Here is a 21,842-nt window from a genome sequence, read left to right on the forward strand (position 1 = left end):
GGTCATGGGGGTTGGTGACGTATCCGACGATACCGGCGGGAGCCGTGGGACCCGGGGGTGGGTGGTGGCGGGGGCCGGGGCTGGACGGGACGGGTCCGGATGGGTGTACGTTCGGCCGCGTGATCGTCGTCGCCGGAGAAGCCCTCATCGACCTCGTCCCGGAGCGCCCCGGCGACCGGCTGGGCCCGCTGTCGCCCCGGCTCGGAGGCGGCCCGTACAACACGGCGGTGGCCCTCGGGCGGCTGGGCGCCGAGGCCGCGTTCTGCTCGCGCGTGTCGACGGACGGCTTCGGCGAGGCCCTGCTCGACGGGCTGCGCGCCGCCGGTGTCGACACCTCCCTGGTCCAGCGCGGCCCCGAGCCGACGACGCTGGCGGTGGCGACGGTGGGGCCGGACGGGGCGGCCGGATACGGCTTCTACGCCTCCGGTACGGCCGACCGCCTCTTCGAGCTCCCGCCCGCGCTCCCCTCCGGCGTACGGGCGCTGGCGCTCGGCACCTGCTCGCTGGTCCTGGAGCCGGGGGCGTCGGCGTACGAGGCGCTGCTGCGGCGGGAGTCCGGGCGGGGCGTGTTCACCCTGCTCGACCCGAACATCCGCCCCGGCCTCGTCCCGGACGCGGACGCCTACCGGGCCCGCTTCCGCTCCTGGCTGCCGTACGTGTCCCTGCTGAAGCTGTCCGAGGAGGACGCGGCGTGGCTGGGCGGCGGGGTGGAGTCGTGGCTGGCGGCGGGGCCGGAGGCGGTGGTGCTGACGCGGGGCGCGGCGGGGATGACGGTGTGGACCCGGTCCGGTCCGCGTGAGGTCTCCGTGCCCGGGGAGCGCGTCGAGGTGGTCGACACGATCGGGGCGGGGGACACGGTGAACGCGGCGCTGCTGCATGTGGTGGCGGGGCGGGGGCGGCTGTCCGCGGCGCAGTGGCGTACGGCGCTGTCCTATGCGGCGCACGCGGCGGCGCTGACGTGCGGGAAGCGGGGGGCGGAGCCGCCGTATGCCGCGGCTCTGGGCTCCCCCACCCCGCCCCTTCCCTGAACCCTCCGGGGGTGGGTGGGGGGTTGAGGCTCGTTTCCCGGGGGCTGCGCCCCCGGACCCCGCTTCGTCCGTCTGCGGACCGTATGTGGCTGGTCGCGCAGTTCCCCGCGCCCCTGAAGTGCTCGGCTTCGCCCTCGCAATCGCCCGCCGCCCGCACCCTCTAGGGGCGCGGGGCTGTGACATGTGCGGCTCCGCCGCGTGGGCGCGAGCACCAGGGACGCCCCGGAGGGGCGTATTCAGGGGCGCGGGGAACTGCGCGAGCAACCCACCACCACCCGCAGACGAACACCGGGCCAAAGAAGGGGCGCGGGGAACTGCGCGACCAGCCCACCACCACCCGCAGACGAACTCCGGGCCAAAGAAGAGGCGTGGCTCAGGCCTTTCGGGTCCGGGACGCCGTCTTCTTGGCCGGGGCCGAAGACGGCGCCGTCTTCTTCGCCGCCGCCTTCTTCGCCGGCGCCCGCTTCGTCGCCCGCCGCACCGGCGCAGCCGGCTCCGCGTCGCTGATCCGGTCCGCGCCCAGGATGTCCCGCAGGAACTTGCCCGTGTGGCTCGCGGCCACCGACGCGACCTGCTCCGGCGTGCCCTCGGCGATCACCAGACCGCCGCCGCTGCCGCCCTCGGGGCCCATGTCCACGACCCAGTCCGCCGTCTTGATGACATCGAGGTTGTGCTCGATGACGATCACCGAGTTCCCCTTGTCGACGAGGCCCGACAAGACCTTGATCAGCTTCGAGATGTCCTCGAAGTGGAGCCCGGTCGTCGGCTCGTCCAGGACGTACACCGTCCGCCCCGTCGACCGCTTCTGCAGCTCGGACGCCAGCTTCACTCGCTGCGCCTCACCACCGGAGAGCGTCGGCGCGGACTGGCCGAGCCGGACGTAACCGAGCCCCACCTCGTTCAGCGTCCGCAGATGACGGGCGATCGTCGGCACCGCCTCGAAGAACTCCAGCGCCTCCTCGATCGGCATGTCGAGGACCTCGGCGATGGACTTGCCCTTGTAGTGGACCTCCAGCGTCTCCCGGTTGTAGCGCGCCCCGTGGCAGACCTCGCACGGCACGTACACGTCCGGCAGGAAGTTCATCTCGATCTTGATCGTGCCGTCGCCCGAGCAGTTCTCGCAGCGGCCGCCCTTGACGTTGAAGGAGAACCGGCCCGGGAGGTAGCCCCGCACCTTCGCCTCCATCGTCTCGGCGAACAGCTTGCGCACGTTGTCGAAGACGCCCGTGTACGTCGCCGGGTTGGACCTCGGCGTACGGCCGATCGGCGACTGGTCGACGTGGACGACCTTGTCGACCAGGTCGTCGCCCTCCACGCGCGTGTGCCGCCCGGGCACCGCCCGCGCGCCGTTCAGCTCGCGCGCCAGGTGCGTGTAGAGGATGTCGTTGACCAGGGTCGACTTGCCGGAGCCGGAGACACCGGTGACCGCGGTCAGCACGCCCAGCGGGAACGAGACGTCGATGTCCCGGAGGTTGTTCTCCTTGGCGCCGTGCACCGTGAGCTTGCGCGAGGGGTCGGCGGGGCGCCGTACGTCCGGCAGCGGGATGGACTTCTTGCCCGCCAGGTACTGACCCGTCATCGACTCCTTGTTGGCGAGGAGCTGCTTCAACGGGCCGCTGTGGACGACCTTGCCGCCGTGCTCACCGGCGCCGGGGCCGATGTCGACGACCCAGTCGGCCACCTTGATGGTGTCCTCGTCGTGCTCGACGACGATCAGCGTGTTGCCCATGTCGCGCAGGCGCACCAGCGTCTCGATCAGACGGTGGTTGTCCCGCTGGTGCAGACCGATCGACGGCTCGTCCAGCACATAGAGCACGCCGACCAGGCCCGAGCCGATCTGGGTGGCGAGGCGGATGCGCTGGGCCTCGCCGCCGGACAGCGTCCCGGCGGCGCGGTTGAGCGAGAGGTAGTCGAGGCCGACGTCGACGAGGAAGCGCAGCCGCTCGTTGACCTCCTTCAGGACCCGCTCGGCGATCTTCTTGTCGCGCGCGTTGAGCTTGAGCTCGCCCAGGAAGTCGGCGCAGTCGCTGATCGACATCGCGGAGACCTCGGCGATGGAGCGGTCCATCACGGTGACCGCGAGGACCAGCGGCTTCAGGCGCGAGCCCTCACAGGTGGGGCAGTTGACCTCGCGCATATAGCCCTCGAAGCGCTCGCGCGCCCCGTCGGACTCCGCCTCCGAGTGGCGCCGCTTGACGAACGGCACCGCGCCCTCGAAGGAGGTCGTGTACGCGCGCTCCCGTCCGTACCGGTTCCGGTAGCGCACCTCGATCTGCGTCTTGTGGCCGTACAGCAGCGCCTTCTTGGCGCGCTGCGGCAGCCCCGCCCAGGGGATGTCCGTACGGAAGCCGAGCTCGTCGGCGAGCGCGCCGACCAGACGGGCGAAGTAGTCCTTGGTGTGGCCGAGCGACCACGGCGAGACCGCGCCCTCGTCGAGGGACTTCTCCTCGTCCGGGATGATCAGCTCGGGGTCGACCTCCATGCGCGTGCCGATGCCCGTGCAGTCGGGGCAGGCGCCGAAGGGCGAGTTGAAGGAGAAGGAGCGCGGCTCCAGTTCCTCGAAGGACAGGTCGTCGTACGGGCAGTACAGGTGCTCCGAGTACATCTTCTCGCGCTCGGGGTCGTCGGCCGCGAGGTCGACGAAGTCGAGCACCACCATGCCGCCGGACAGGCCGAGCGCGGTCTCCACCGAGTCGGTGAGGCGGCGCTTGGCGGAGTCCTTCACGGTGAGGCGGTCGATGACCACCTCGATCGTGTGCTTCTCCTGCTTCTTCAGCTTGGGCGGCTCGGAGAGCTGGATCGTCTCGCCGTCCACGCGCGCGCGGCTGTAGCCCTTGGTCTGGAGGTCGGCGAAGAGGTCGACGAACTCGCCCTTGCGCTCGCGCACCAGCGGCGACAGCACCTGGAAGCGGCTGCCCTCGGGCAGCTCGAGGACCTTGTCGACGATGGCCTGCGGCGACTGGCGGGTGATCGGCCGGCGGCACTCGGGGCAGTGCGGCTTGCCGATGCGCGCGAAGAGCAGACGCAGGTAGTCGTAGACCTCGGTGATGGTGCCGACCGTCGAGCGCGGGTTGCGCGAGGTCGACTTCTGGTCGATGGAGACCGCGGGCGACAGACCTTCGATGAAGTCGACGTCCGGCTTGTCCATCTGGCCGAGGAACTGGCGGGCGTACGAGGAGAGCGACTCGACGTAGCGGCGCTGCCCCTCGGCGAAGATCGTGTCGAACGCGAGGGACGACTTGCCCGACCCCGAGAGCCCGGTGAAGACGATGAGGGAGTCGCGCGGGAGGTCGAGCGAGACGTTCTTGAGATTGTGCTCGCGCGCGCCACGGACGATGAGACGGTCGGCCACGCCGGTCCGCACCTTTCTTGAAGAGAAGCAGGGGGGCGGAGCCCCCGTCTCAGACTATGGGGGGTCGCCAGGGCGATGGTTCGTTTTACAGCCAAGGATGCCTGATGCCACTGACGAGCCTATAGCACGCGCATTCGATTTACGGACTCACCCAAGCGGCTTCACCCGAATGAGTGGCGGGACTATCGTCGGCCGCATGATTGATCATGCGCAGGATCTGGCATCTGTACGGGAAGCCACCGACCGGCTGCTCAGCGCAGCCGCCGAAATGGACAACGCGGCGGTCGCCGAGCCGTCACGGCTGCCGGGCTGGAGCCGCGGGCACGTGCTCGCCCACGTGGCCCGCAACGCGGACGCGCTCGTCAACGTGCTCGCCGGCCGCCCCATGTACGAGAGCGCCGAGGCCCGGGACGCCGACATCGCGCGCGACGCCGCGCGCCCGCTCGACGCCCACCTCGCCGACCTGCGCGAGAGCGCGGCCCGCTTCCAGGAGGAGGGCGCCCGGCCCGCCGACTGGGCCCGTACGGTCGAGCTCCGCAACGGCGTCCTCGACCAGGCCGCCCGCATCCCCTTCCGGCGGCTGATCGAGGTCGAGCTGCACCACGTCGACCTGGGCGTCGGCTACGAGCTGGAGGACCTGCCGGACGACTTCGTCCGGCGCGAGATCCAGTTCCTGGCCGACCGCTTCTCGGGGAACGCCTCGGTCCCGCCGGTCATCCTCACCGGCAACAACGGCCACACCCTGCGCACCGGCGGCACCGAGGGCACCCCGGTGACCGTCAGCGGCCCCGCGTGGGACCTGCTGGGCTGGCTCGCGGGCCGCAGGGACGGCGCCGCCCTGGAGGCCTCGGGCGGCCCGCTGCCCGCCCTGCCGCCGCTGTAGGCCCGGCGTTACGCTGAGCCCATGACGTACAGCGGAGCGGTGAAGGTCGGCGGTCCGGCGGATGTCCACGAGCTCGGGGATCTGATGATCTCCAAGGTCGCGGTCGGCCCGATGGACAACAACGCGTATCTGCTGCGCTGCCGGGCCACCGGCGAGCAGCTCCTGATCGACGCGGCGGCCGAGCCCTCGACCCTCCTGACGCTGATCGGTGACGACGGCATCAAGTCCGTCGTCACCACCCACCGCCACGGCGACCACTGGCAGGCGCTGGCCGAGGTCGTCGCCGCCACCGGCGCGACGACCTACGCGGGCCGCTACGACGCCGAGGGCATCCCCGTGCCGACCGACGTCCCCGTCGAAGACGGGGACACGATCACCGTCGGCCGGGTCGAGCTGACCGCCCGCCGTCTGGTCGGCCACACGCCGGGCTCGATCGCGCTGGTCTACGACGACCCGCACGGCCACCCGCACCTGTTCACCGGCGACTGCCTGTTCCCGGGCGGCATCGGCAACACCCACAAGGACCCGCAGGCCTTCGCCAGTCTCATCCACGACGTGGAGACCAAGCTCTTCGCGGTGCTGCCGGACGAGACCTGGGTGTACCCGGGTCACGGCAACGACACCTCGCTCGGCGAGGAGCGCCCCAAGCTGCCGGAGTGGCACGCGCGCGGCTGGTAGCCCGATCGGGGGCAAGGCGCTCGTCCACGGCGCGGGCGCGCTTCCGCACGCCCCCGTAACCGCCCGTACGCAGGGGTAGTTGGCGCCACATGCACCTCTCCCCCACCTCTCCCCCCACACACGCACCACCGTCGATGACACGGCTCGCCGCCGCCTCGCTCGCCGGGACGGCGGTCGAGTTCTACGACTTCTTCGTGTACGGGACGGCCGCCGCGCTCGTCCTGGGCCCGCTCTTCTTCCCGACGTTCTCCCCACTGGCCGGCAGCCTGGCCGCGTTCGGCACCTTCGGGATCGGGTTCGTCGCCCGTCCGCTCGGTTCTGTCGTCTTCGGTCATATCGGTGACCGGTACGGACGACGCCCGGTGCTGTTCCTCTCGCTGTTCCTGACCGGCTTCGCCACGGTCGCCGTCGGCTGTGTGCCCTCGTACGCGACGATCGGAGCCGCCGCCCCCGTCCTGCTGCTGGTGCTGCGCTTCCTCCAGGGGCTCGGCCTCGGCGGCGAGTGGGGCGGGGCCGTGCTGCTCACCGTGGAGCACGCGCCCGCGCGGCGCCGCGTCCTGTGGTCGTCCTTTCCGCAGATGGGCCCGTCCCTGGGGTTCCTGCTGGCCAACGGGGTGATGCTGGCGCTCTCGGCGGGGCTGACCGACGCCGAGTTCCGGTCGTGGGGGTGGCGGATCCCGTTCTGGGGGGCGGGGCTGCTGGCGGCGGGCGGGCTGCTGCTGCGCTCCTCCCTCGCCGAGAGCCCGCAGTTCCAGGAGATCGGCGAACGCGCCAGGCTGCCGCTGGCGGAGGTGGTCCGCGACCACTGGCGGCTGGTGCTGCTGACGGCGGGCGCGCTGTCGGTCGGGTACGCCGTCTTCTACGCGGTGACCACCTGGGCCCTCGCGTACGCCACCGAGCGCCTCGGCGTGAGCCGTACGGTCATGCTCGTCTGCATCATGGCCGCCGTCGCCATCAAGGGCGCGCTGACCCCGGTCTCGGCCCTGCTCGCGGACCGGTACGGGCGGCGGCCGCTCTGCCTGGCGGGCTGCACGGCCTGCGCGCTGTGGATGTTCCCGCTGGTCGCGCTGCTCCAGACCGGCGAGCCGCTGCTGATGTTCGCCGGGGTCCTGGGCGCGCTGCTCGCGTTCATCACCATGTTCGCGGTGATCGCGGCCTATCTGCCGGAGCTCTACGAGCCCCGGGTGCGCTGCACGGGCGCGGCTGTCGGCTACAACCTGGGCGGGGTGCTGGGCGGCGCGCTGACACCGATCGTGGCGACCGCGCTCGCCCGGGGCGAGGGGCCGCCGTGGGGCGTGGCGGCCTATCTGACCGGGATCGCCCTGCTGAGCCTCGGCTGTTTCGCGCTCCTGCCGGAGACCCGGCCGGTGCTCGAACCGGCGGAGGCGGGTCCGGAAGCGGAGGCGGCACCCGCCTAGCCGCCCCTGGGGGCCTGGTCGGGCTCCCAGGGGCGCCGGGGGGCTACAGGTCCTCCGACTCCTCCACGTCGCAGTCCGTGAAGGCGGGCGGGCGCGTGGAGAGCGCCGCGAGCTGCTTGGCGAGCTCGGTCGTCTCCGGCGCATCGCTGTTGGCCATCGCCTCCTCGTACGAGTCGAACTCGACCACGGCCAGATAGCGGTTCGGATTGGCCCGGTCGCGCAGCAGGGTGCGGTGCACGGGGCCGAGCTTGCGGCCCTGTGCCCGGGCGCTCTCCTCGTACTGGCGGATGAGCTCGCGCATCTCGTCCGCACGCTCGGTCTCGAAGTCGATGATCTGCGCGAACTTCATGGGGGCCTCCTGGTCCGCGGTGCCCCCGCCGACCGGGAGCTCTCCCCGTCCAAGCAAGCACCGGCCGACGGGCACGGCAACTCCGCGCCCGGCCGGCCGGTGCCGCGCGCCGGTGCGGATGCACCGCGCGCCCCCGGGGGTCAGACCCCGACGCTCTTCTTCTCGGCCTCCTCGGCCGCCGTCTGCTTCTTGGCGGCCATCAGGCTGGTGATCGTGGTGATCACCAGCACGCCGCAGATGACGGCGAGCGAGACGGGGATGGAGATCTCGGGGACGTTCACCCCGTTCTCGTGCAGGGCGTGCAGCACCAGCTTCACGCCGATGAAGCCGAGGATCACCGAGAGGCCGTAGCTGAGGTGGACGAGCTTCTTGAGCAGTCCGCCGATGAGGAAGTACAGCTGGCGCAGACCCATCAGCGCGAAGGCGTTGGCGGTGAAGACGATGTACGGGTCCTGGGTCAGGCCGAAGATCGCGGGGATGGAGTCCATCGCGAACAGCACGTCGGTCATGCCGATGGCGAGCATCACGACGAGCAGCGGCGTCATGACCTTCTTGCCGTGCTCCTGGATGAAGAGCTTGGTGCCGTGGTAGCGGTCGGCGACGCCGAACCGCTTCTCGATGGACTTGAGCAGGCGGTTCTCCTCGAACTCCTCGTCCTCCTCGTCGGAGCGCGCCTCCTGGATGAGCTTCCAGGCGGTGTAGATCAGGAACGCGCCGAAGAGGTAGAAGACCCAGGCGAAGTTGGCGATGACCGCGGCGCCGGCCGCGATGAAGATCGCCCGCAGCACCAGGGCTATCAGCACGCCGAAGAGCAGTACGCGCTGCTGGAGGTGGGTCGGCACCGAGAACTTCGCCATGATCAGGATGAAGACGAAGAGGTTGTCGACGGAGAGCGACTTCTCGGTGATGAAGCCCGCGAAGAACTCGCCGGACGCCTGGCTGTCGCCGAAGACCAGCAGGCCGACGCCGAAGAGCGCGGCGAGCACGATCCAGACGACCGTCCAGATTCCGGCTTCCTTGACCGACACGTCATGGGGTTTGCGCCCGATGAAGAAGTCGACCGCGATCAGGGCGCACAGACCGAGAATGGTCAGCACCCACAGGGTCATGGAAACGTCCACAGTGCCTCCGGCTTCGTACCGCTACAGATCAGCGTCGTCGCTGCCGGAGGTCTCCTCCACCCGGGCGTGTCGCCACGCCCGGCCCGGCGCCCCGGAACCGGTCATATCGGTCCGTACTGACGGGAACGCCGCGTTGGGAGTACTCCCCTCCGCACCAAGAACCCTACCCCAATCACCAAGAGAAGGTAAAGGGAAGGGTAAAGAAGAACCAAGGGCCGGAGGGGTGCGGGGAAGGAGCGTCAGCGCGGCCAGGCGCGTCGCGCGTCCGCGACCTGGCCCAGCACCTGCCCCAGGATCGCGCTGCCGGGCGGGACCAGCGGCGGCTCGTACGTCCAGGCGTGCCCCACCCACGGATCGGCCAGGTGGTCGTCCGGGACCGGCGTGAGCCGCAGCAGCGAGCGCCACAGCGGCTGCAGCACCGGCCCGTACGCGCTGGCGTCCTCGCGGTCCGCGACCATCAGCAGATGGACGCCGACCGACGGGCCCTCGTCCGCGAGATAGCGCAGCTGGTTGACCGCGCGGTCGTCGAACCCGTGCGGGAAGTCGTTGACGATCAGGAGCTGCTCGGCGGTGTCCATACCGGGCGGCAGCGCGTCCGCCCCGGCGCCGCCCCGCGCCGCCATCTGGAGCAGGTCTACGCGCTCGGTGAGCCGGGCGAGCACGGCCGCCACTCCCTGGGCACCGGCCGCGGGCGGCTCACCGAGCACCCCCGCGTGCGTCAGCGGCGCGAACGCCCCCGCCGCCGCGCCCGCCGGGTCCACGACGTGCACGGCGAACTCGTGCGCCGGGTACACCGCGAGCAGCCGGGCCGCCAGCGCCACCGCGGTCTCCACGGCGAGCCGCTTGACCTGCTCGGCGTCCATGAAGGCGGCGGCCTCGGAGCCCGAGCGCCCGGAGTCGATCCACAGGCCGCGCTCCAGCGGCAGCCGCACCAGCATCGGAATCCGCAGCTCCGGCCGCTCCGGCAGCCGCAGGTCCCCGACGCGCAGGGCCATCGGGATCTCCATCGGCACCCGGTAGCCGTGCCAGACGGGGTTGTCCCAGCGGGCGTAGGCGGGCGGCAGGGCGGGCTCGACGACCTCGGACTCGGCGGTCAGCTGCGCCAGGTCCCGGTCGAAGGCCTCGCGCGCGCGGTCGACCAGCTGCTCGCGGCGGGCCGAGGCCTCCTCGCGGGCCCGGTCACCGGTGGAGCCGATGCGGCTGCGCGGATCCGCGAGGGCCCGGTCGAGCTCCTGCTCCATCCGCGAGTCGGCGAAGTCGACGGCGCTGCGGTACGAGGCGGTGGTGCGGGCCAGATCCTCGAACATGCCCCACACCTGGTTGTAGAGGCGCTCCTCCATGGACCAGCCGGTGGCGTCGCCCGCCACGGGGACCGGCGGCTCGCCCGGGGCGGCGGGCGGTGCGGTGGGGGGCGGCGGCGGGGGCGCGGTGGTCTGGCGGCGCGGGTGCGCGTAGTCGATGGGTCCGCTGTCGGTCAGGGGCTGCTGGGCGGCCTCGGGCGCGGGCGCGGCGCCCGCCGGACCGCCGTCGCTTCCGCCGGCGCCGGGCGCTCCCGTCCGTACCCGCGCCTCGTCGGAGGCACGGGGCGGGGGCGCCGCGACCGAGCGGGAGGCGCCCAGGGCGACCGCGTCCAGGATGACGGCGGCGAGCTCACGGGCCTGCGGCAGGCCCTGGTCGACCAGCATGTCGGCGAGGCCGCCCGCGTAGCCCTGGCCGATCGCGCGGACCTTCCAGACGCCGCCGCGCAGATAGAGCTCCAGGGCGACGACCGCCGACTCCGCGTCCAGACCGGTGATCGTGTAGCTGGCAACCTCGGTGCCGTCGAGGCCGGTGACGGCCACGAAGGGCGCGGCGACGGCGGCGAACCGGCTCGGGCCCGCCCCGGGCGGCAGCGCGAGCAGCACGCTCACCCGGTGCACGCCCTGGGGCAGCGCCTCCAGGTCCACGGCGAGGCGGTGGTCGGCGGCGGCCTGCCGGGAGACCTCCAGGCCCGGCAGCGTGGGCGTGCCGGGGTGGGCCACCCACTCCGTCCCGCGCACCGTGCCGCTCTCGTCGCCCAGGGTGGCGCCGGCGACGATCGGTGTCCCGGCCGACACCCGGATCTCCAGTCGGGTCCGGGGCAGGGGGTGGTTCTGTCCCCGAACCAGCTCGGCCGTCATCGCTCTGTCCCCTCGTCGAGTTGCCGGTGGTGCACGGTGGTGCGGGGCAGCTCCCGGCGGCCTTGCCTCCGGGAGCTGCGGTTGCGGCCGTGGTGGCCGGTGGTGCCTGCGTACGGCCGCGTCCACGAGTGCGGCCGGATCTTCTACAGGTGCGGCAGGATCGCCGGCATCAGGTCCTGGAAGGTGCGGCCGTTGGACGGGTTGCCGATGGCGGTCATCTGCCAGCCCGCGCCCGCGCGGTGCACCTTCGCCATGATCTGCGCCGTGTACTGACCGCCGCCGTCCAGCGTGTAGCGCGCCAGCTCCTGGCCGTTGGTCTCGTCGACGATGCGGCAGAACGCGTTCTGCACTTCCTGGAACGTCTGGCCGGTGAACGAGTTCACCGTGAAGACGATCTGGTCGATGTGGACCGGGACGCGCTGGAGGTCGACGAGGATCGACTCGTCGTCGCCGCCCTGGCCCGCGCCGCCCACCAGGTTGTCGCCGGTGTGCCGCACCGAGCCGTCGTCGCTGACGAGGTGGCGGAAGAACACCACGTCCACCGGCTGCTTGTCGGCGAAGAGCACCGCCGAGGCGTCCAGGTCGATCTCCCGGGTGCGCGAGCCGAACAGGCCGCGGCGCGGCGCCGCCTGCCAGCCGAGCCCCATCCGCACCGCGGTCAGGGTGCCGCCACCCTGCTTCTCCAGGCTGATGGCCTGGCCCTTGGTCAGATTGACCGTCACGCGCTGTCCCCTCTCCGCATTTCTTACGTTCTCGGCCCGACCCTACGCAGTGGCGCGATGTGCGCCACCGCTCGGGGCGGATTTGTGTCGGTCTTGCAACACAGCGGGTGGCGGGCCGTCAGGCCTGTCCCGCCTCCCGCATCTGCCGCAACTCCTTCTTCAGCTCGCCGACTTCGTCACGCAACCTGGCGGCGATCTCGAACTGCAGCTCGGCGGCGGCGGCCCGCATCCGGTCCGTCATCTCCTCGATCTGCTCGGCGAGTTCGGCCGCCGGGCGGTCGGTGAGGACCTCGCCGCCCTTGCCCGCCTTCGCCTTCGACTTCGCCGCCTTGGCGCCGAGCGCGGGGACCGGCGCCTTGGCGCCCTTGCCGTCCTTCCCCTTGCGGTAGCCGGAGCCGAGCAGCTGCTCGGTGTCGACCTCCTCGCGCGCGATGGTCGCGACGATGTCGTTGATCTTCTTCCGCAGCGGCTGCGGGTCGATCCCGTGCTCCTTGTTGTACGCGACCTGCTTCTCCCGGCGGCGGTTGGTCTCCTCGATGGCCTTCTCCATCGCCGGGGTGATCTTGTCGGCGTACATATGGACCTGGCCCGAGACGTTGCGCGCCGCGCGGCCGATGGTCTGGATCAGCGAGGTGCCCGAGCGCAGGAAGCCCTCCTTGTCGGCGTCGAGGATCGCGACCAGCGACACCTCGGGCAGGTCCAGGCCCTCGCGGAGCAGGTTGATGCCGACCAGCACGTCGTACTCGCCCGCCCGCAGCTCGCGCAGCAGCTCGACCCGGCGCAGGGTGTCGACGTCGCTGTGCAGATAGCGCACCTGGATGCCCATCTCCAGGAAGTAGTCCGTCAGGTCCTCGGCCATCTTCTTGGTGAGGGTGGTGACCAGGACGCGCTCGTCCTTCTCGGTGCGCTTGCGGATCTCGTGCACCAGGTCGTCGATCTGCCCCTCGGTGGGCTTGACCACGACCTCGGGGTCGACCAGGCCGGTGGGGCGGATGATCTGCTCGACGAAGCCGTCGCCGCGCGACAGCTCGTACTTGCCGGGCGTCGCCGAGAGGTAGACGGTCTGGCCGATGCGGCCCAGGAACTCCTCCCACTTCAGCGGCCGGTTGTCCATCGCGGAGGGCAGCCGGAAGCCGTGGTCGACCAGGGTGCGCTTGCGGGAGGCGTCGCCCTCGTACATCGCGCCGATCTGGGGGACGGTCACATGCGACTCGTCGAGGACGAGCAGGAAGTCGTCCGGGAAGTAGTCGAGCAGCGTGTTGGGGGCGGTGCCGGGCTCGCGGCCGTCGAAGTGCATCGAGTAGTTCTCGACGCCCGAGCAGCTGCCGATCTGGCGCAGCATCTCGATGTCGTACGTGGTGCGCATCCGCAGCCGCTGGGCCTCCAGCAGCTTGCCCTGCCTGTCCAGCTCGGCCAGGCGCTGTTCCAGCTCCTGCTCGATGCCGGTGATCGCCTTCTCCATGCGCTCCGGTCCGGCCACGTAGTGGCTGGCGGGGAAGACGTAGAGCTCCTGGTCCTCGCTGATGACCTCGCCGGTGAGCGGGTGGAGCGTGGACAGCGCCTCGATCTCGTCGCCGAACATCTCGATCCGGACGGCCAGCTCCTCGTAGACCGGGAAGATCTCGATGGTGTCGCCGCGCACCCGGAACGTGCCGCGTGCGAAGGCCACGTCGTTGCGCGTGTACTGGATGTCGACGAAGCGGCGGAGCAGCTGGTCGCGGTCGATCTCCTCGCCGACCTTCAGCGGCACCATCCGGTCCACGTACTCCTGCGGCGTGCCCAGGCCGTAGATGCACGAGACGGAGGCCACCACGATCACGTCGCGGCGGGTCAGCAGCGAGTTCGTCGCCGAGTGGCGCAGCCGCTCGACCTCCTCGTTGATCGAGGAGTCCTTCTCGATGTACGTGTCCGACTGCGGGACGTACGCCTCGGGCTGGTAGTAGTCGTAGTACGACACGAAGTACTCGACGGCGTTGTTGGGCAGGAGCTCGCGGAACTCGTTCGCCAGCTGGGCCGCCAGCGTCTTGTTCGGCGCCATGACCAGCGTGGGGCGCTGGAGCTTCTCGATCATCCAGGCAGTCGTCGCCGACTTTCCGGTGCCGGTCGCGCCCAGCAGGACGACATCCTTCTCACCTGCGCGGATGCGCCGCTCCAGCTCGGCGATGGCCGCCGGCTGGTCGCCGCTGGGCTGGTAGGGGCTGACGACCTCGAAAGGCGCCACCGTACGTTCGATCTTGGAAACGGGCCGCATGGAACCACCGTACGACCCCCCACTGACAGTCGGGCGCGATCGGCCCGGGAGCGGGGCCCGGCCGGCCCCGGGTCACCAGTCGTGCGGCGACGAGGAGCCCTCGCCGGGCCGGTGCGGGGCGGCCCATTCGGTCCGGTCCGGGAACGACGGCAGGTGGCGGGGGACGGGCGCCGGGCGGGGCGGCCGCTTCTCCCACTCGGGCTTGCCCATCACCACGAGCGGGTCGAACATCACGACGACGCCCGCGAGCACCAGGAAGGCGACCGGGCCGATGAGCATCGGCGCGAGCACGGTGGCCGAGGAGTCCCCGGCGGCGGTGCCCGCGCCGTCGTGCAGATGGACGCTGAGCGCGGCCATCCCCGTGTAGTGCATGCCGGTCACGGCGACGCCCATGACGACGCTGGCGCCGAGGCTGGCGAGGAAGCCGTCGACCGAGACGGCCGCCCAGAGGGCGGCGGTGGCGGCGACGACCGCGATCACCACCGAGAGGCTGACGGTGAGGGTGTTGTACGCGAACTCTCCGCGCAGTCGAATTCCGGCCATCCCGAGGTAGTGCATCGAGGCCACGCCGAGCCCGGTGATGGTCCCGCCGGTGACCAGCGCCAGGGGTGTGGCGCCCCGGTAGCCGACGATGAAGATGCCGATCCCGACCATCACGATGGCCAGGCCCAGGCTGGCGAACGTGATCGCCCTGTCGTAGCTCAGCACCTCCTGGCGGACCGTGAAGCCCATCATCGCGATGAAGTGCATGGTCCATATGCCGGAGCCGATGGAGGTGGCGCCGAGCGCCAGCCAGAGCGCCCTGAAGGGCCGGTCGGCCCGCAGCGATCTGGCGGTGCAGCGCAGCCCGAGCGCACCGCCCAGACAGGCCATGAGGAACGCCACGACTGGCGTGACGAGGCCGTAGGTGAAGCCGTCGACCGTCCCGTGCATATGCATGCGCCCTTCACCCCGTACCGACTACCGACTGAAGAGGCCGACTGCTGTCGCGGAGGCCCTGGTTCGGGGCGACATTAAGGCTCGCCGAGCGACAGGCAAACATTTTCACGCCAATTTGTCGACACCCGGACCCGGGAACTCCGTTCCCGGCGGTCGTGGGAGCGCGGCCGGACCCGTCCGATGGGCGGCGGCCGGCCCCCGGTGACCGGACGGAACCGCGCCCTGAGCCGCCCGGCGGGCGTTGTCAGTGGCGGGTCGTACGGTGGCGGCATGAACAGCGACGAGCAGTTCGAGCGGGCCCCGCGGGGGCCGGAGCGGGTGGTGTGGGCGGTCGTCGGCAGCGACATCGGCCCGCTGCTCCTCGCCGCGACCGACCAGGGGCTGGTGAACGTGGTCTTCCACGCCCGGGAGGCGGTCCGGGACAAGGCGCTGCGCGGCCTGGCGGCCCGTCTCGGGGCCGAGCCGGTCCCGGCCCGCCCCCAGGACGGCACGGGCCCGCTGGCCGAGCCCATACGCCAGCTGGAGGCGTACTTCGCGGGGGACCTGCGCGCGTTCGAGCTGCCGCTGGACTGGTCGCTCTCCTCCGGGTTCAACCGCCAGGTGCTCCGCGAGCTGGAGGCGACCGTTCCGTACGGGACGGTGGTGGGGTACGGCGACCTCGCCGACCGGGTCGGCCAGCCCCGGGCGGCGCAGGCGGTGGGCGCCGCGATGGGGTCCAACCCGCTGCCCGTCGTGGTGCCCTGCCACCGGGTGGTGGAGAGCGACGGCGGGCTCGGCGGGTTCGGCGGCGGCCTGGAGACCAAGCGGCGGCTGCTCGCCCTGGAAGGGGTGCTGCCGCAGCCGCTGTTCTGAGGGCTCCGGTGCGCTCCTCGGGCGTCCGGGCCGGGCCGGGCCGCCGTGAGGTGCTGGGCGGGCCGCTAGAGGCTGATGTGGTACGCCTTGCGCAGCGTCTCGTGCACGGTCCACGTCGTCCGGTCGCCCTCGCGCAGCACGCACGCGTCGCCGGGGCCGAGCTCCAGGGTCTCGCCGCCCGCCACCTCGACGGTCGCGCGCCCGCTGACCACCACGAAGAGCTCGTCGGCCTCGGTGTCGGTCACCACGCCGGGAGTGATCTGCCAGATGCCGCGCACCTGCTTGCCGTCGGGCGACTCCCAGAGCACCTTGCCGGTGACCTCGGGGGTGCCCGAGACGATCTGGGCGGGGTCCAGGGGCTCCGGCTCCAGCTCCGCGTCCGGGATGTGGACGACGAACGAGGCCGGGGCGGCCGCGTCGACGGAAGGGGTCTCGATGTGATCATTGGTCGTCATGGCGCGCCAATCTAGCCAAGTCCTCCGACGCCCTCGACGCCGCCTCTGGCCGGAACCGCCCACCGGGAGCAGACTCCCCGCGAGTGGGTCGCGGGGGCGGGCCCCGTAGGCCTCGCGGCCGCCGCCTCCGCGCGCCTCGCACAGGTGATCGCCGAAGTGACGTTTACGCGGTGCGCGGGCGCGCCAGGGATGGGGCATGTCCTACGACGACGTACTCAAGGTGTCCGAAGAGGTCCGCGAGGCCCTGGCCGAGGGGCGTCCGGTGGTCGCCCTGGAGTCCACGATCATCGCCCACGGACTGCCGCGCCCGCGCAATCTGCGGGTGGCGACGGAGCTGGAGGAGCTGGTACGGGCCGGGGGCGCCGTGCCCGCCACGGTCGCCGTCCTGGACGGGCGGCCCCATGTCGGCCTGGACAAGGACCAGTTGGAGCGGATCGCGGGCGGCGGGCTGCGCAAGCTCGGCCACCGCGACCTGCCGATGGCGCTGGCCGCGGGCGCGAGCGGGGCCACCACCGTCTCGGCGACCGCGTACCTGGCCCACTGGGCGGACATCCGCGTCTTCGCCACCGGCGGGCTCGGCGGCGTCCACCGCGGCTGGACCGAGACCCAGGACGAGTCGGCGGACCTGGCGCTCCTCTCCCGGACGCCGGTCGCGGTGGTGTGCGCGGGGGTGAAGTCGATCCTCGACGTACCGGCGACGCTGCAGCGGCTGGAGACACTGGGCATCGGGGTGGTCGGCTACGGGACGGACCGCTTCCCCGGCTTCTATCTGGCCGACTCCGGCGAGCCGGTCGACTGGACGGTGCACACTCCCGAGGAGGCCGCCGAGGTGCTGCGCTCCCATGACGCGATCGGCCCCGACTCGGCGCTGATCGTGGCCAATCCGGTGCCGGAGGCCGAACAGCTCGATCCCGAGCTGCACGACCGGGTGCTGGCCGAGGCCCTGGCCGCCTGCCGGGAGCAGGGCGTCACGGGCCAGGCCGTCACCCCGTTCCTGCTCGACCATCTGGTGCGGCACACCGGCGGGGCGTCCCTGGAGGCGAACGTGGCGGCGGTGCGCGGCAACGTACGCCTCGCGGCGGCGATCGCGGCGGCGCTGTGACGGACGCGCCCGCCGGGGCGGAGGCGGGCCAGGCCCGCGAGGCGGCGGACCGGACCGCCAGGGCGTCCAGCGGCACCGCGCCCCGCGGGCTCCTGGTCGTCGGGGACGTGGTGACCGACGTCGTCGCCCGGCACCGGGGACCGCTGGCGCCCGCCACGGACACTGCGGCCGAGATCCGCACGGTCCCGGGCGGGTCAGGCGCCAACGCGGCCTGCTGGGCGGCCCGTTCGGGCTGCGCGGACGTGCGCGTCCTGGGCCGGGTCGGCAGCGACGCACTGGCCTGGCACGAGCGCCGACTGCGGCGCGCGGGCGTACGGCCGCTGCTGATCGCCGACCCGGCGGCGCCCACCGCCACCGTCGTCTCGCTGGTCGACACCGCGACCGCCGAGCGCACCTTCCTCACCGACAGCGGCGCCGTACTGCGGATATCCCCCGCCGACTGGAACCCCGCGTTCCTGGACGGCGTCGGCCGACTGCACCTCTCCGGCTATCTGTTCTTCGCCGACGCCAGCCGTGAACTGGCCCTCACCGCCTGCCGTTCGGCACTGGACGCGGGGGTTCCGGTGAGCCTGGACCCCGCGTCGGCGGGGTTCCTGGCCGAGCTGGGCGTCGAGCGGTTCCTGGCGGCAGCCGAGGGTGTGGAGGTGCTGCTGCCCAACGCCGACGAGGCGCGGCTGCTCACGGGATGCGCCGAACCGTCGGACGCGGCGGCGGAGTTGAGTCGCAGGTTCCCGCTGGTCGCGGTCACGCTCGGGGCGGCCGGGGCGCTGGTGGCGGTGGCCGGTGAGGTCGTCGCCCGGGTGGCGGCCCCGCCGCCGGACGCGGCGCCGGTCGACTCGACGGGCGCGGGCGACGCCTTCACCGGTGGCTTCCTCGCCGCCCTCCTCGCGGGCGCGGACCCGGCCGGGGCGGCGACGGCGGGCTGCCGGGCGGGCGCAGAGGCGGTGACGGTGGTGGGCGGACGGCCGCCACCCCTACTCGGCTGACCCTTTGTCAGTCGGACTTGCCGTTCCACGCCGGATGCCCGGGGTCGTCGGCACGCACGACCACGTCGGCGGCCTCGGCGGGCCGCACCTCCTCCTCGTACCGTTCGAACGCGGCGAGCGTCCACCGGGCGCCCTCCTCCGTACGCCGCCGCAGCGCGCCCGGCGAGAGGCGGACGTGAACGGTGAGGTCGAAGGGGAACCAGCGCCCCAGCAGCAAGGGCCCGTGCACCAGCAGCACTCCTCCCTTCGGGAGGAGTCGGTACCCGCTCCGGGTCGCCCGGTCAGTGACCGGGTCCCAGAGGTCGGGCAGCACCCGGCCGCTGCCCCCGGGCTCCAGCGGATCGAACACCTCCCGCCACAGCGCGGCGGTGTCGAACCAGCCGTCGAAGTACGTGTCCGGGTCCTCGCGGCCGTACTCGTAGCGCAGCGAGGCGGGCCGCAGGAAGCCCTCCGTGGACAGGACGAGCACCGACCGCCCTCGTATGCGCAGCGCCTCAGCGAGCGACTGCGCCAGCTCACCGGGACGGGCCGCGGGCGCCCCGTCGAGGCCGACGCGCAGCCAGGGGCCGTCGGCCTCGGCCTGCGCGGCCACGGCACGCTCCGCCAGGGCTTCGGTCAGCCGTTCCCATGTGATCGCTTCGAGTCGCACGCCTCCATGATGCGGGCTGCTCCGACGGGCGCGGCGGCGACCCTGAGGGGTGTGCGGAGGTTGCGTCCGCGGATTCCGCAGCGATTCCGCACAGCCCTTGCTGATGGCTTATGGGCCTCCTTATGGGCCTTCCTGTACGAGCCCTCCTTGCGGAGGACGGTTACTCGCCGCGCAGGGCCGCCGCGACGGGCCCGTCGCCCGTCACCTCGATCCGCCCGTCCTTGACGCCCTCCTCGACTGTCAGCGCGCCTTCCGCTAGCGCACGGCAGGTGTCGGCGTCCAGGACGAGCCGGGCGTCGGCGTCCGGCGCGGGCCCGTCCCCGTACACCGCGCCGCCGCCCTCCGCGGACCCGTCGGTCCGGACGTGGAACTCGCCCTCGTCCAGGCGTACGTCGAGAACCGCCGGGACGTACGGAAGGCGGTGCAGCAGCGGGATCAGCGGGATCGCGAACCAGTGCGCGCGCACGGCGTCGGTGGGCCGCCGCTCGGCGAGCTCCGGCGCACCCCAGGCGGCGAGGGCGGTCAGCACGGGCAGCAACTCGCGTCCGCGCGCGGTCAGTTCGTACACCGTCGCGGCCGCGGGCGGAGGCAGCTTGCGGCGGGTCGCCAGCTCCTCGCGCTCCATGTCCTTGAGCCGGGAGGCGAGCACATCCGTGGAGACACCCGGCAGATCCGCGTGCAGATCTGTATAACGACGCGGTCCGGCGAGGAGTTCCCGGACGATCAGCAGCGTCCACCGGTCCCCGACGGCATCGAGGGCGCGGGCAGCGGCGCAGTACTGGTCGTAGCTTCGACGGCGTGGCTGACGTGGCATACGACGCAGTCTAGACAACATGTTGGACTTTCCAAGCTCCAACTTGGTAAAACCAAGTGACGCAGTACAGGCGAGTCACGCCAGAGGGATCTGGGCACCGCGGGAGGGCCACGGCATGGAGTTCCGGCAGTCGAGCAAGCTGAGCGAGGTCTGTTACGAGATCCGCGGCCCGGTGATCGAGCACGCCAACGCGCTGGAGGAGGCGGGCCACAGCGTCCTGCGCCTCAACACCGGCAACCCGGCGCTCTTCGGCTTCGAGGCGCCGGAGGAGATCCTCCAGGACATGATCCGGATGCTTCCGCAGGCCCACGGCTACACGGACTCGCGCGGCATCCTGTCGGCCCGCCGCGCCGTCGCCCAGCGCTACCAGGCGATGGGCCTGCCGGACGTCTCCGTCGACGACGTCTTCCTCGGCAACGGCGTCTCCGAGCTGGTCTCCATGGCCGTACAGGCACTGCTCGAAGACGGCGACGAAGTCCTCATCCCCGCACCGGACTTCCCCCTGTGGACCGCCGTCACCACGCTCGCGGGCGGCAAGGCCGTCCACTACATCTGCGACGAGCAGGCCGACTGGTACCCCGACCTCGATGACATGGCATCGAAGATCACCGACCGCACCAAGGCCGTCGTCATCATCAACCCCAACAACCCCACGGGCGCGGTGTATCCGAAGGAGGTCATCGAGGGCATCCTCGACCTGGCCCGCCGCCACCAGCTGATGGTGTTCGCGGACGAGATCTACGACCAGATCGTCTACGACGACGCCGTCGCCCACACCGCCGCCGCCCTCGCCCCCGACCTGGTCGTCCTCACGTTCAGCGGGCTGTCGAAGACGTACCGGGTGGCGGGGTTCCGCTCCGGCTGGCTGGTCGTCAGCGGCCCCCAGCAGCACGCCAAGAACTACTTGGAGGGGCTCACCATGCTCGCCTCCATGCGGCTGTGCCCCAACGCGCCCGCCCAGTACGCCATCCAGGCCGCGCTCGGCGGCCGCCAGTCCATCAAGGAGCTGACCGCACCTGGCGGACGGCTGCACGAGCAGCGCAACCGGGCCTGGGAGAAGCTGAACGAGATCCCGGGCGTGTCCTGTGTGAAGCCGAAGGGCGCCCTGTACGCGTTCCCCCGGATCGACCCCAAGGTTCACCCGATCGAAGACGACGAGAAGTTCGTCCTTGACCTGCTGCTGCGGGAGAAGATCCAGGTGGTCCAGGGCACGGGCTTCAACTGGCCGCGCCCGGACCACTTCCGCATCCTGACGCTCCCGCACGCGGACGACCTGGACGCGGCGATCAGCCGGATCGGGCGGTTCTTGAGCGGGTACCGGCAGTAGGGCGGGTACGGCAGCTGCCGGTGGCTCTCGCGCCCGGTTTACCCGAACGCGCGTCGAGGGATCGGGAAGATGGGGGGGGAACGGGAGAGGGAGGCGCCCCATTCTCGTCATCGAACCCAGACGACATCACCGCTGCGCCGAGTGCGACCGGGGTCCCCTCCCCCGGATCGTCCTGGATTCCGGCGCCCCGCGCTGCCTGGACTGCGGGGACCTCGGCCACCTCGTGTTCCTGCCGCGCGGTGACACCGCCCTGACGCGCCGGGCCCGGGAGGAGAGCACGCTCTCGGCCGTCGTGATCCGCTTCAACCGCCGTCGGCGCCGGTACGAACGCCAGGGCGTGCTCGTCGAGGAGGCGGCGCTCGCCGTCGCCGAGCAGCGCTGTCTGGCCGACGCGGAGGCCCGCGCGCGCCGCCGCGCCCGCGACGCGCTCCGACGGGCCGCCGAGGACGTCCGCTTCACCGCGGCCCTGGAGGCCGAGATCCTGCGTCTGTTCCCGGGCTGCCCGCCCGAACGGGCCCATCACGTCGCGGTCCACGCCTCGGTCCGCGGCAGCGGCCGCGTGGGCCGCAGCGCGGCGGGCCGCGCCCTGGACGAGACCGCGGTAACGGCCGCGCTCCGCGCATCCGTGCGTCACCTGGACACGCCCTACGACGAGCTCCTGATGGCCCGGGTACCACGCAACCGGGCCCGGGCGCGGGTGGCCGCGGCGGTGGAGGCGGTGCTGGCGGCTTGGGCGGCCGGTCGGCAACCGTGACAC

19 protein-coding genes are annotated in these 21,842 nt (G+C 72.0%); 9 read left to right on the plus strand and 10 right to left on the minus strand.

The window, feature by feature from the left end; translation table 11 throughout:
- Positions 1-119 precede the first annotated feature (119 nt).
- Complete coding sequence (locus BX283_RS13090) at positions 120-1,028, plus strand: carbohydrate kinase (RefSeq protein WP_101387794.1); 909 nt, start codon at positions 120-122, stop codon at positions 1,026-1,028.
- A 373-nt stretch (positions 1,029-1,401) separates the two neighbouring features.
- On the opposite strand, the gene uvrA is transcribed toward BX283_RS13090, so the two are convergent.
- The gene (gene uvrA / locus BX283_RS13095; protein WP_101392313.1) at positions 1,402-4,380 is read right to left on the minus strand and encodes an excinuclease ABC subunit UvrA; all 2,979 of its coding nucleotides are present in this window, start codon (positions 4,378-4,380) and stop codon (positions 1,402-1,404) included.
- Positions 4,381-4,576: 196 nt separating this feature from the next.
- On the opposite strand from uvrA, the gene BX283_RS13100 reads away from it, so the two are divergent.
- The 3 genes from BX283_RS13100 to BX283_RS13110 all read left to right on the plus strand — a co-directional run bounded on the left by BX283_RS13100 (position 4,577) and on the right by BX283_RS13110 (position 7,359).
- Positions 4,577-5,263 (plus strand): maleylpyruvate isomerase family mycothiol-dependent enzyme, encoded by a 687-nt coding sequence (locus BX283_RS13100; RefSeq protein ID WP_101387795.1) that lies wholly within the window; start codon positions 4,577-4,579, stop codon positions 5,261-5,263.
- A gap of 21 nt (positions 5,264-5,284) precedes the next feature.
- Positions 5,285-5,941, plus strand: coding sequence for an MBL fold metallo-hydrolase (locus BX283_RS13105; RefSeq protein ID WP_101387796.1), 657 nt, complete (start codon positions 5,285-5,287; stop codon positions 5,939-5,941).
- A gap of 134 nt (positions 5,942-6,075) precedes the next feature.
- Positions 6,076-7,359 (plus strand): MFS transporter, encoded by a 1,284-nt coding sequence (locus BX283_RS13110; protein ID WP_101387797.1) that lies wholly within the window; start codon positions 6,076-6,078, stop codon positions 7,357-7,359.
- A gap of 43 nt (positions 7,360-7,402) precedes the next feature.
- Here the strand turns inward: BX283_RS13110 and BX283_RS13115 are convergent, their stop codons facing one another.
- The 6 genes from BX283_RS13115 to BX283_RS13140 form a co-directional block, all read right to left on the minus strand.
- Positions 7,403-7,708 (minus strand): hypothetical protein, encoded by a 306-nt coding sequence (locus tag BX283_RS13115; RefSeq protein ID WP_101387798.1) that lies wholly within the window; start codon positions 7,706-7,708, stop codon positions 7,403-7,405.
- A 140-nt stretch (positions 7,709-7,848) separates the two neighbouring features.
- Entirely contained in the window at positions 7,849-8,829 is a 981-nt protein-coding gene (locus BX283_RS13120; RefSeq protein WP_101387799.1) for a TerC family protein, read from the minus strand.
- Between the two features lie 239 nt (positions 8,830-9,068).
- Positions 9,069-10,988: a TerD family protein gene (locus BX283_RS13125; protein ID WP_101387800.1), complete on the minus strand. Its 1,920-nt coding sequence runs from the start codon at positions 10,986-10,988 to the stop codon at positions 9,069-9,071.
- A gap of 143 nt (positions 10,989-11,131) precedes the next feature.
- On the minus strand, positions 11,132-11,710 hold the full coding sequence (locus BX283_RS13130) for a TerD family protein (RefSeq protein WP_101387801.1): 579 nt from the start codon (positions 11,708-11,710) through the stop codon (positions 11,132-11,134).
- Positions 11,711-11,828: 118 nt separating this feature from the next.
- Entirely contained in the window at positions 11,829-13,961 is a 2,133-nt protein-coding gene (uvrB, locus tag BX283_RS13135) for an excinuclease ABC subunit UvrB (RefSeq protein WP_101387802.1), read from the minus strand.
- Between the two features lie 72 nt (positions 13,962-14,033).
- A complete protein-coding gene (locus BX283_RS13140) occupies positions 14,034-14,894 on the minus strand; it encodes an MHYT domain-containing protein (protein ID WP_101387803.1) in 861 nt (286 codons plus the stop codon).
- 276 nt (positions 14,895-15,170) lie between these two features.
- Here BX283_RS13140 and BX283_RS13145 point away from each other — a divergent pair, with 276 nt between their 5' ends.
- Positions 15,171-15,752 (plus strand): methylated-DNA--[protein]-cysteine S-methyltransferase, encoded by a 582-nt coding sequence (locus BX283_RS13145; RefSeq protein WP_101392314.1) that lies wholly within the window; start codon positions 15,171-15,173, stop codon positions 15,750-15,752.
- 65 nt (positions 15,753-15,817) lie between these two features.
- Here the strand turns inward: BX283_RS13145 and BX283_RS13150 are convergent, their stop codons facing one another.
- Positions 15,818-16,207, minus strand: coding sequence for a cupin domain-containing protein (locus tag BX283_RS13150; protein WP_101387804.1), 390 nt, complete (start codon positions 16,205-16,207; stop codon positions 15,818-15,820).
- 196 nt (positions 16,208-16,403) lie between these two features.
- Between BX283_RS13150 and BX283_RS13155 the strand changes: the two genes are divergently transcribed.
- Positions 16,404-17,309 (plus strand): pseudouridine-5'-phosphate glycosidase, encoded by a 906-nt coding sequence (locus BX283_RS13155; RefSeq protein WP_101387805.1) that lies wholly within the window; start codon positions 16,404-16,406, stop codon positions 17,307-17,309.
- A gap of 92 nt (positions 17,310-17,401) precedes the next feature.
- Positions 17,402-18,295, plus strand: coding sequence for a carbohydrate kinase family protein (locus BX283_RS13160; RefSeq protein WP_257584287.1), 894 nt, complete (start codon positions 17,402-17,404; stop codon positions 18,293-18,295).
- Between the two features lie 7 nt (positions 18,296-18,302).
- Here BX283_RS13160 and BX283_RS13165 read toward each other — a convergent pair whose 3' ends face one another.
- Together BX283_RS13165 and BX283_RS13170 are read right to left on the minus strand one after the other, a co-directional pair.
- A complete protein-coding gene (locus tag BX283_RS13165) occupies positions 18,303-18,944 on the minus strand; it encodes a uridine kinase (protein ID WP_101387807.1) in 642 nt (213 codons plus the stop codon).
- 160 nt (positions 18,945-19,104) lie between these two features.
- Positions 19,105-19,758, minus strand: a complete 654-nt coding sequence (locus BX283_RS13170; RefSeq protein ID WP_101387808.1) for a helix-turn-helix domain-containing protein — start codon at positions 19,756-19,758, stop codon at positions 19,105-19,107.
- A gap of 115 nt (positions 19,759-19,873) precedes the next feature.
- Between BX283_RS13170 and BX283_RS13175 the strand changes: the two genes are divergently transcribed.
- Positions 19,874-21,085 carry a pyridoxal phosphate-dependent aminotransferase gene (locus BX283_RS13175; protein WP_101387809.1) on the plus strand — a complete coding sequence of 404 codons (1,212 nt, stop codon included), beginning with the start codon at positions 19,874-19,876 and terminating at the stop codon, positions 21,083-21,085.
- Between the two features lie 100 nt (positions 21,086-21,185).
- Positions 21,186-21,839: a DUF2293 domain-containing protein gene (locus tag BX283_RS13180; RefSeq protein ID WP_101387810.1), complete on the plus strand. Its 654-nt coding sequence runs from the start codon at positions 21,186-21,188 to the stop codon at positions 21,837-21,839.
- Positions 21,840-21,842: the final 3 nt, after the last annotated feature.

The organism is Streptomyces sp. TLI_146, assembly GCF_002846415.1.
GTDB lineage: Bacteria > Actinomycetota > Actinomycetes > Streptomycetales > Streptomycetaceae > Streptomyces.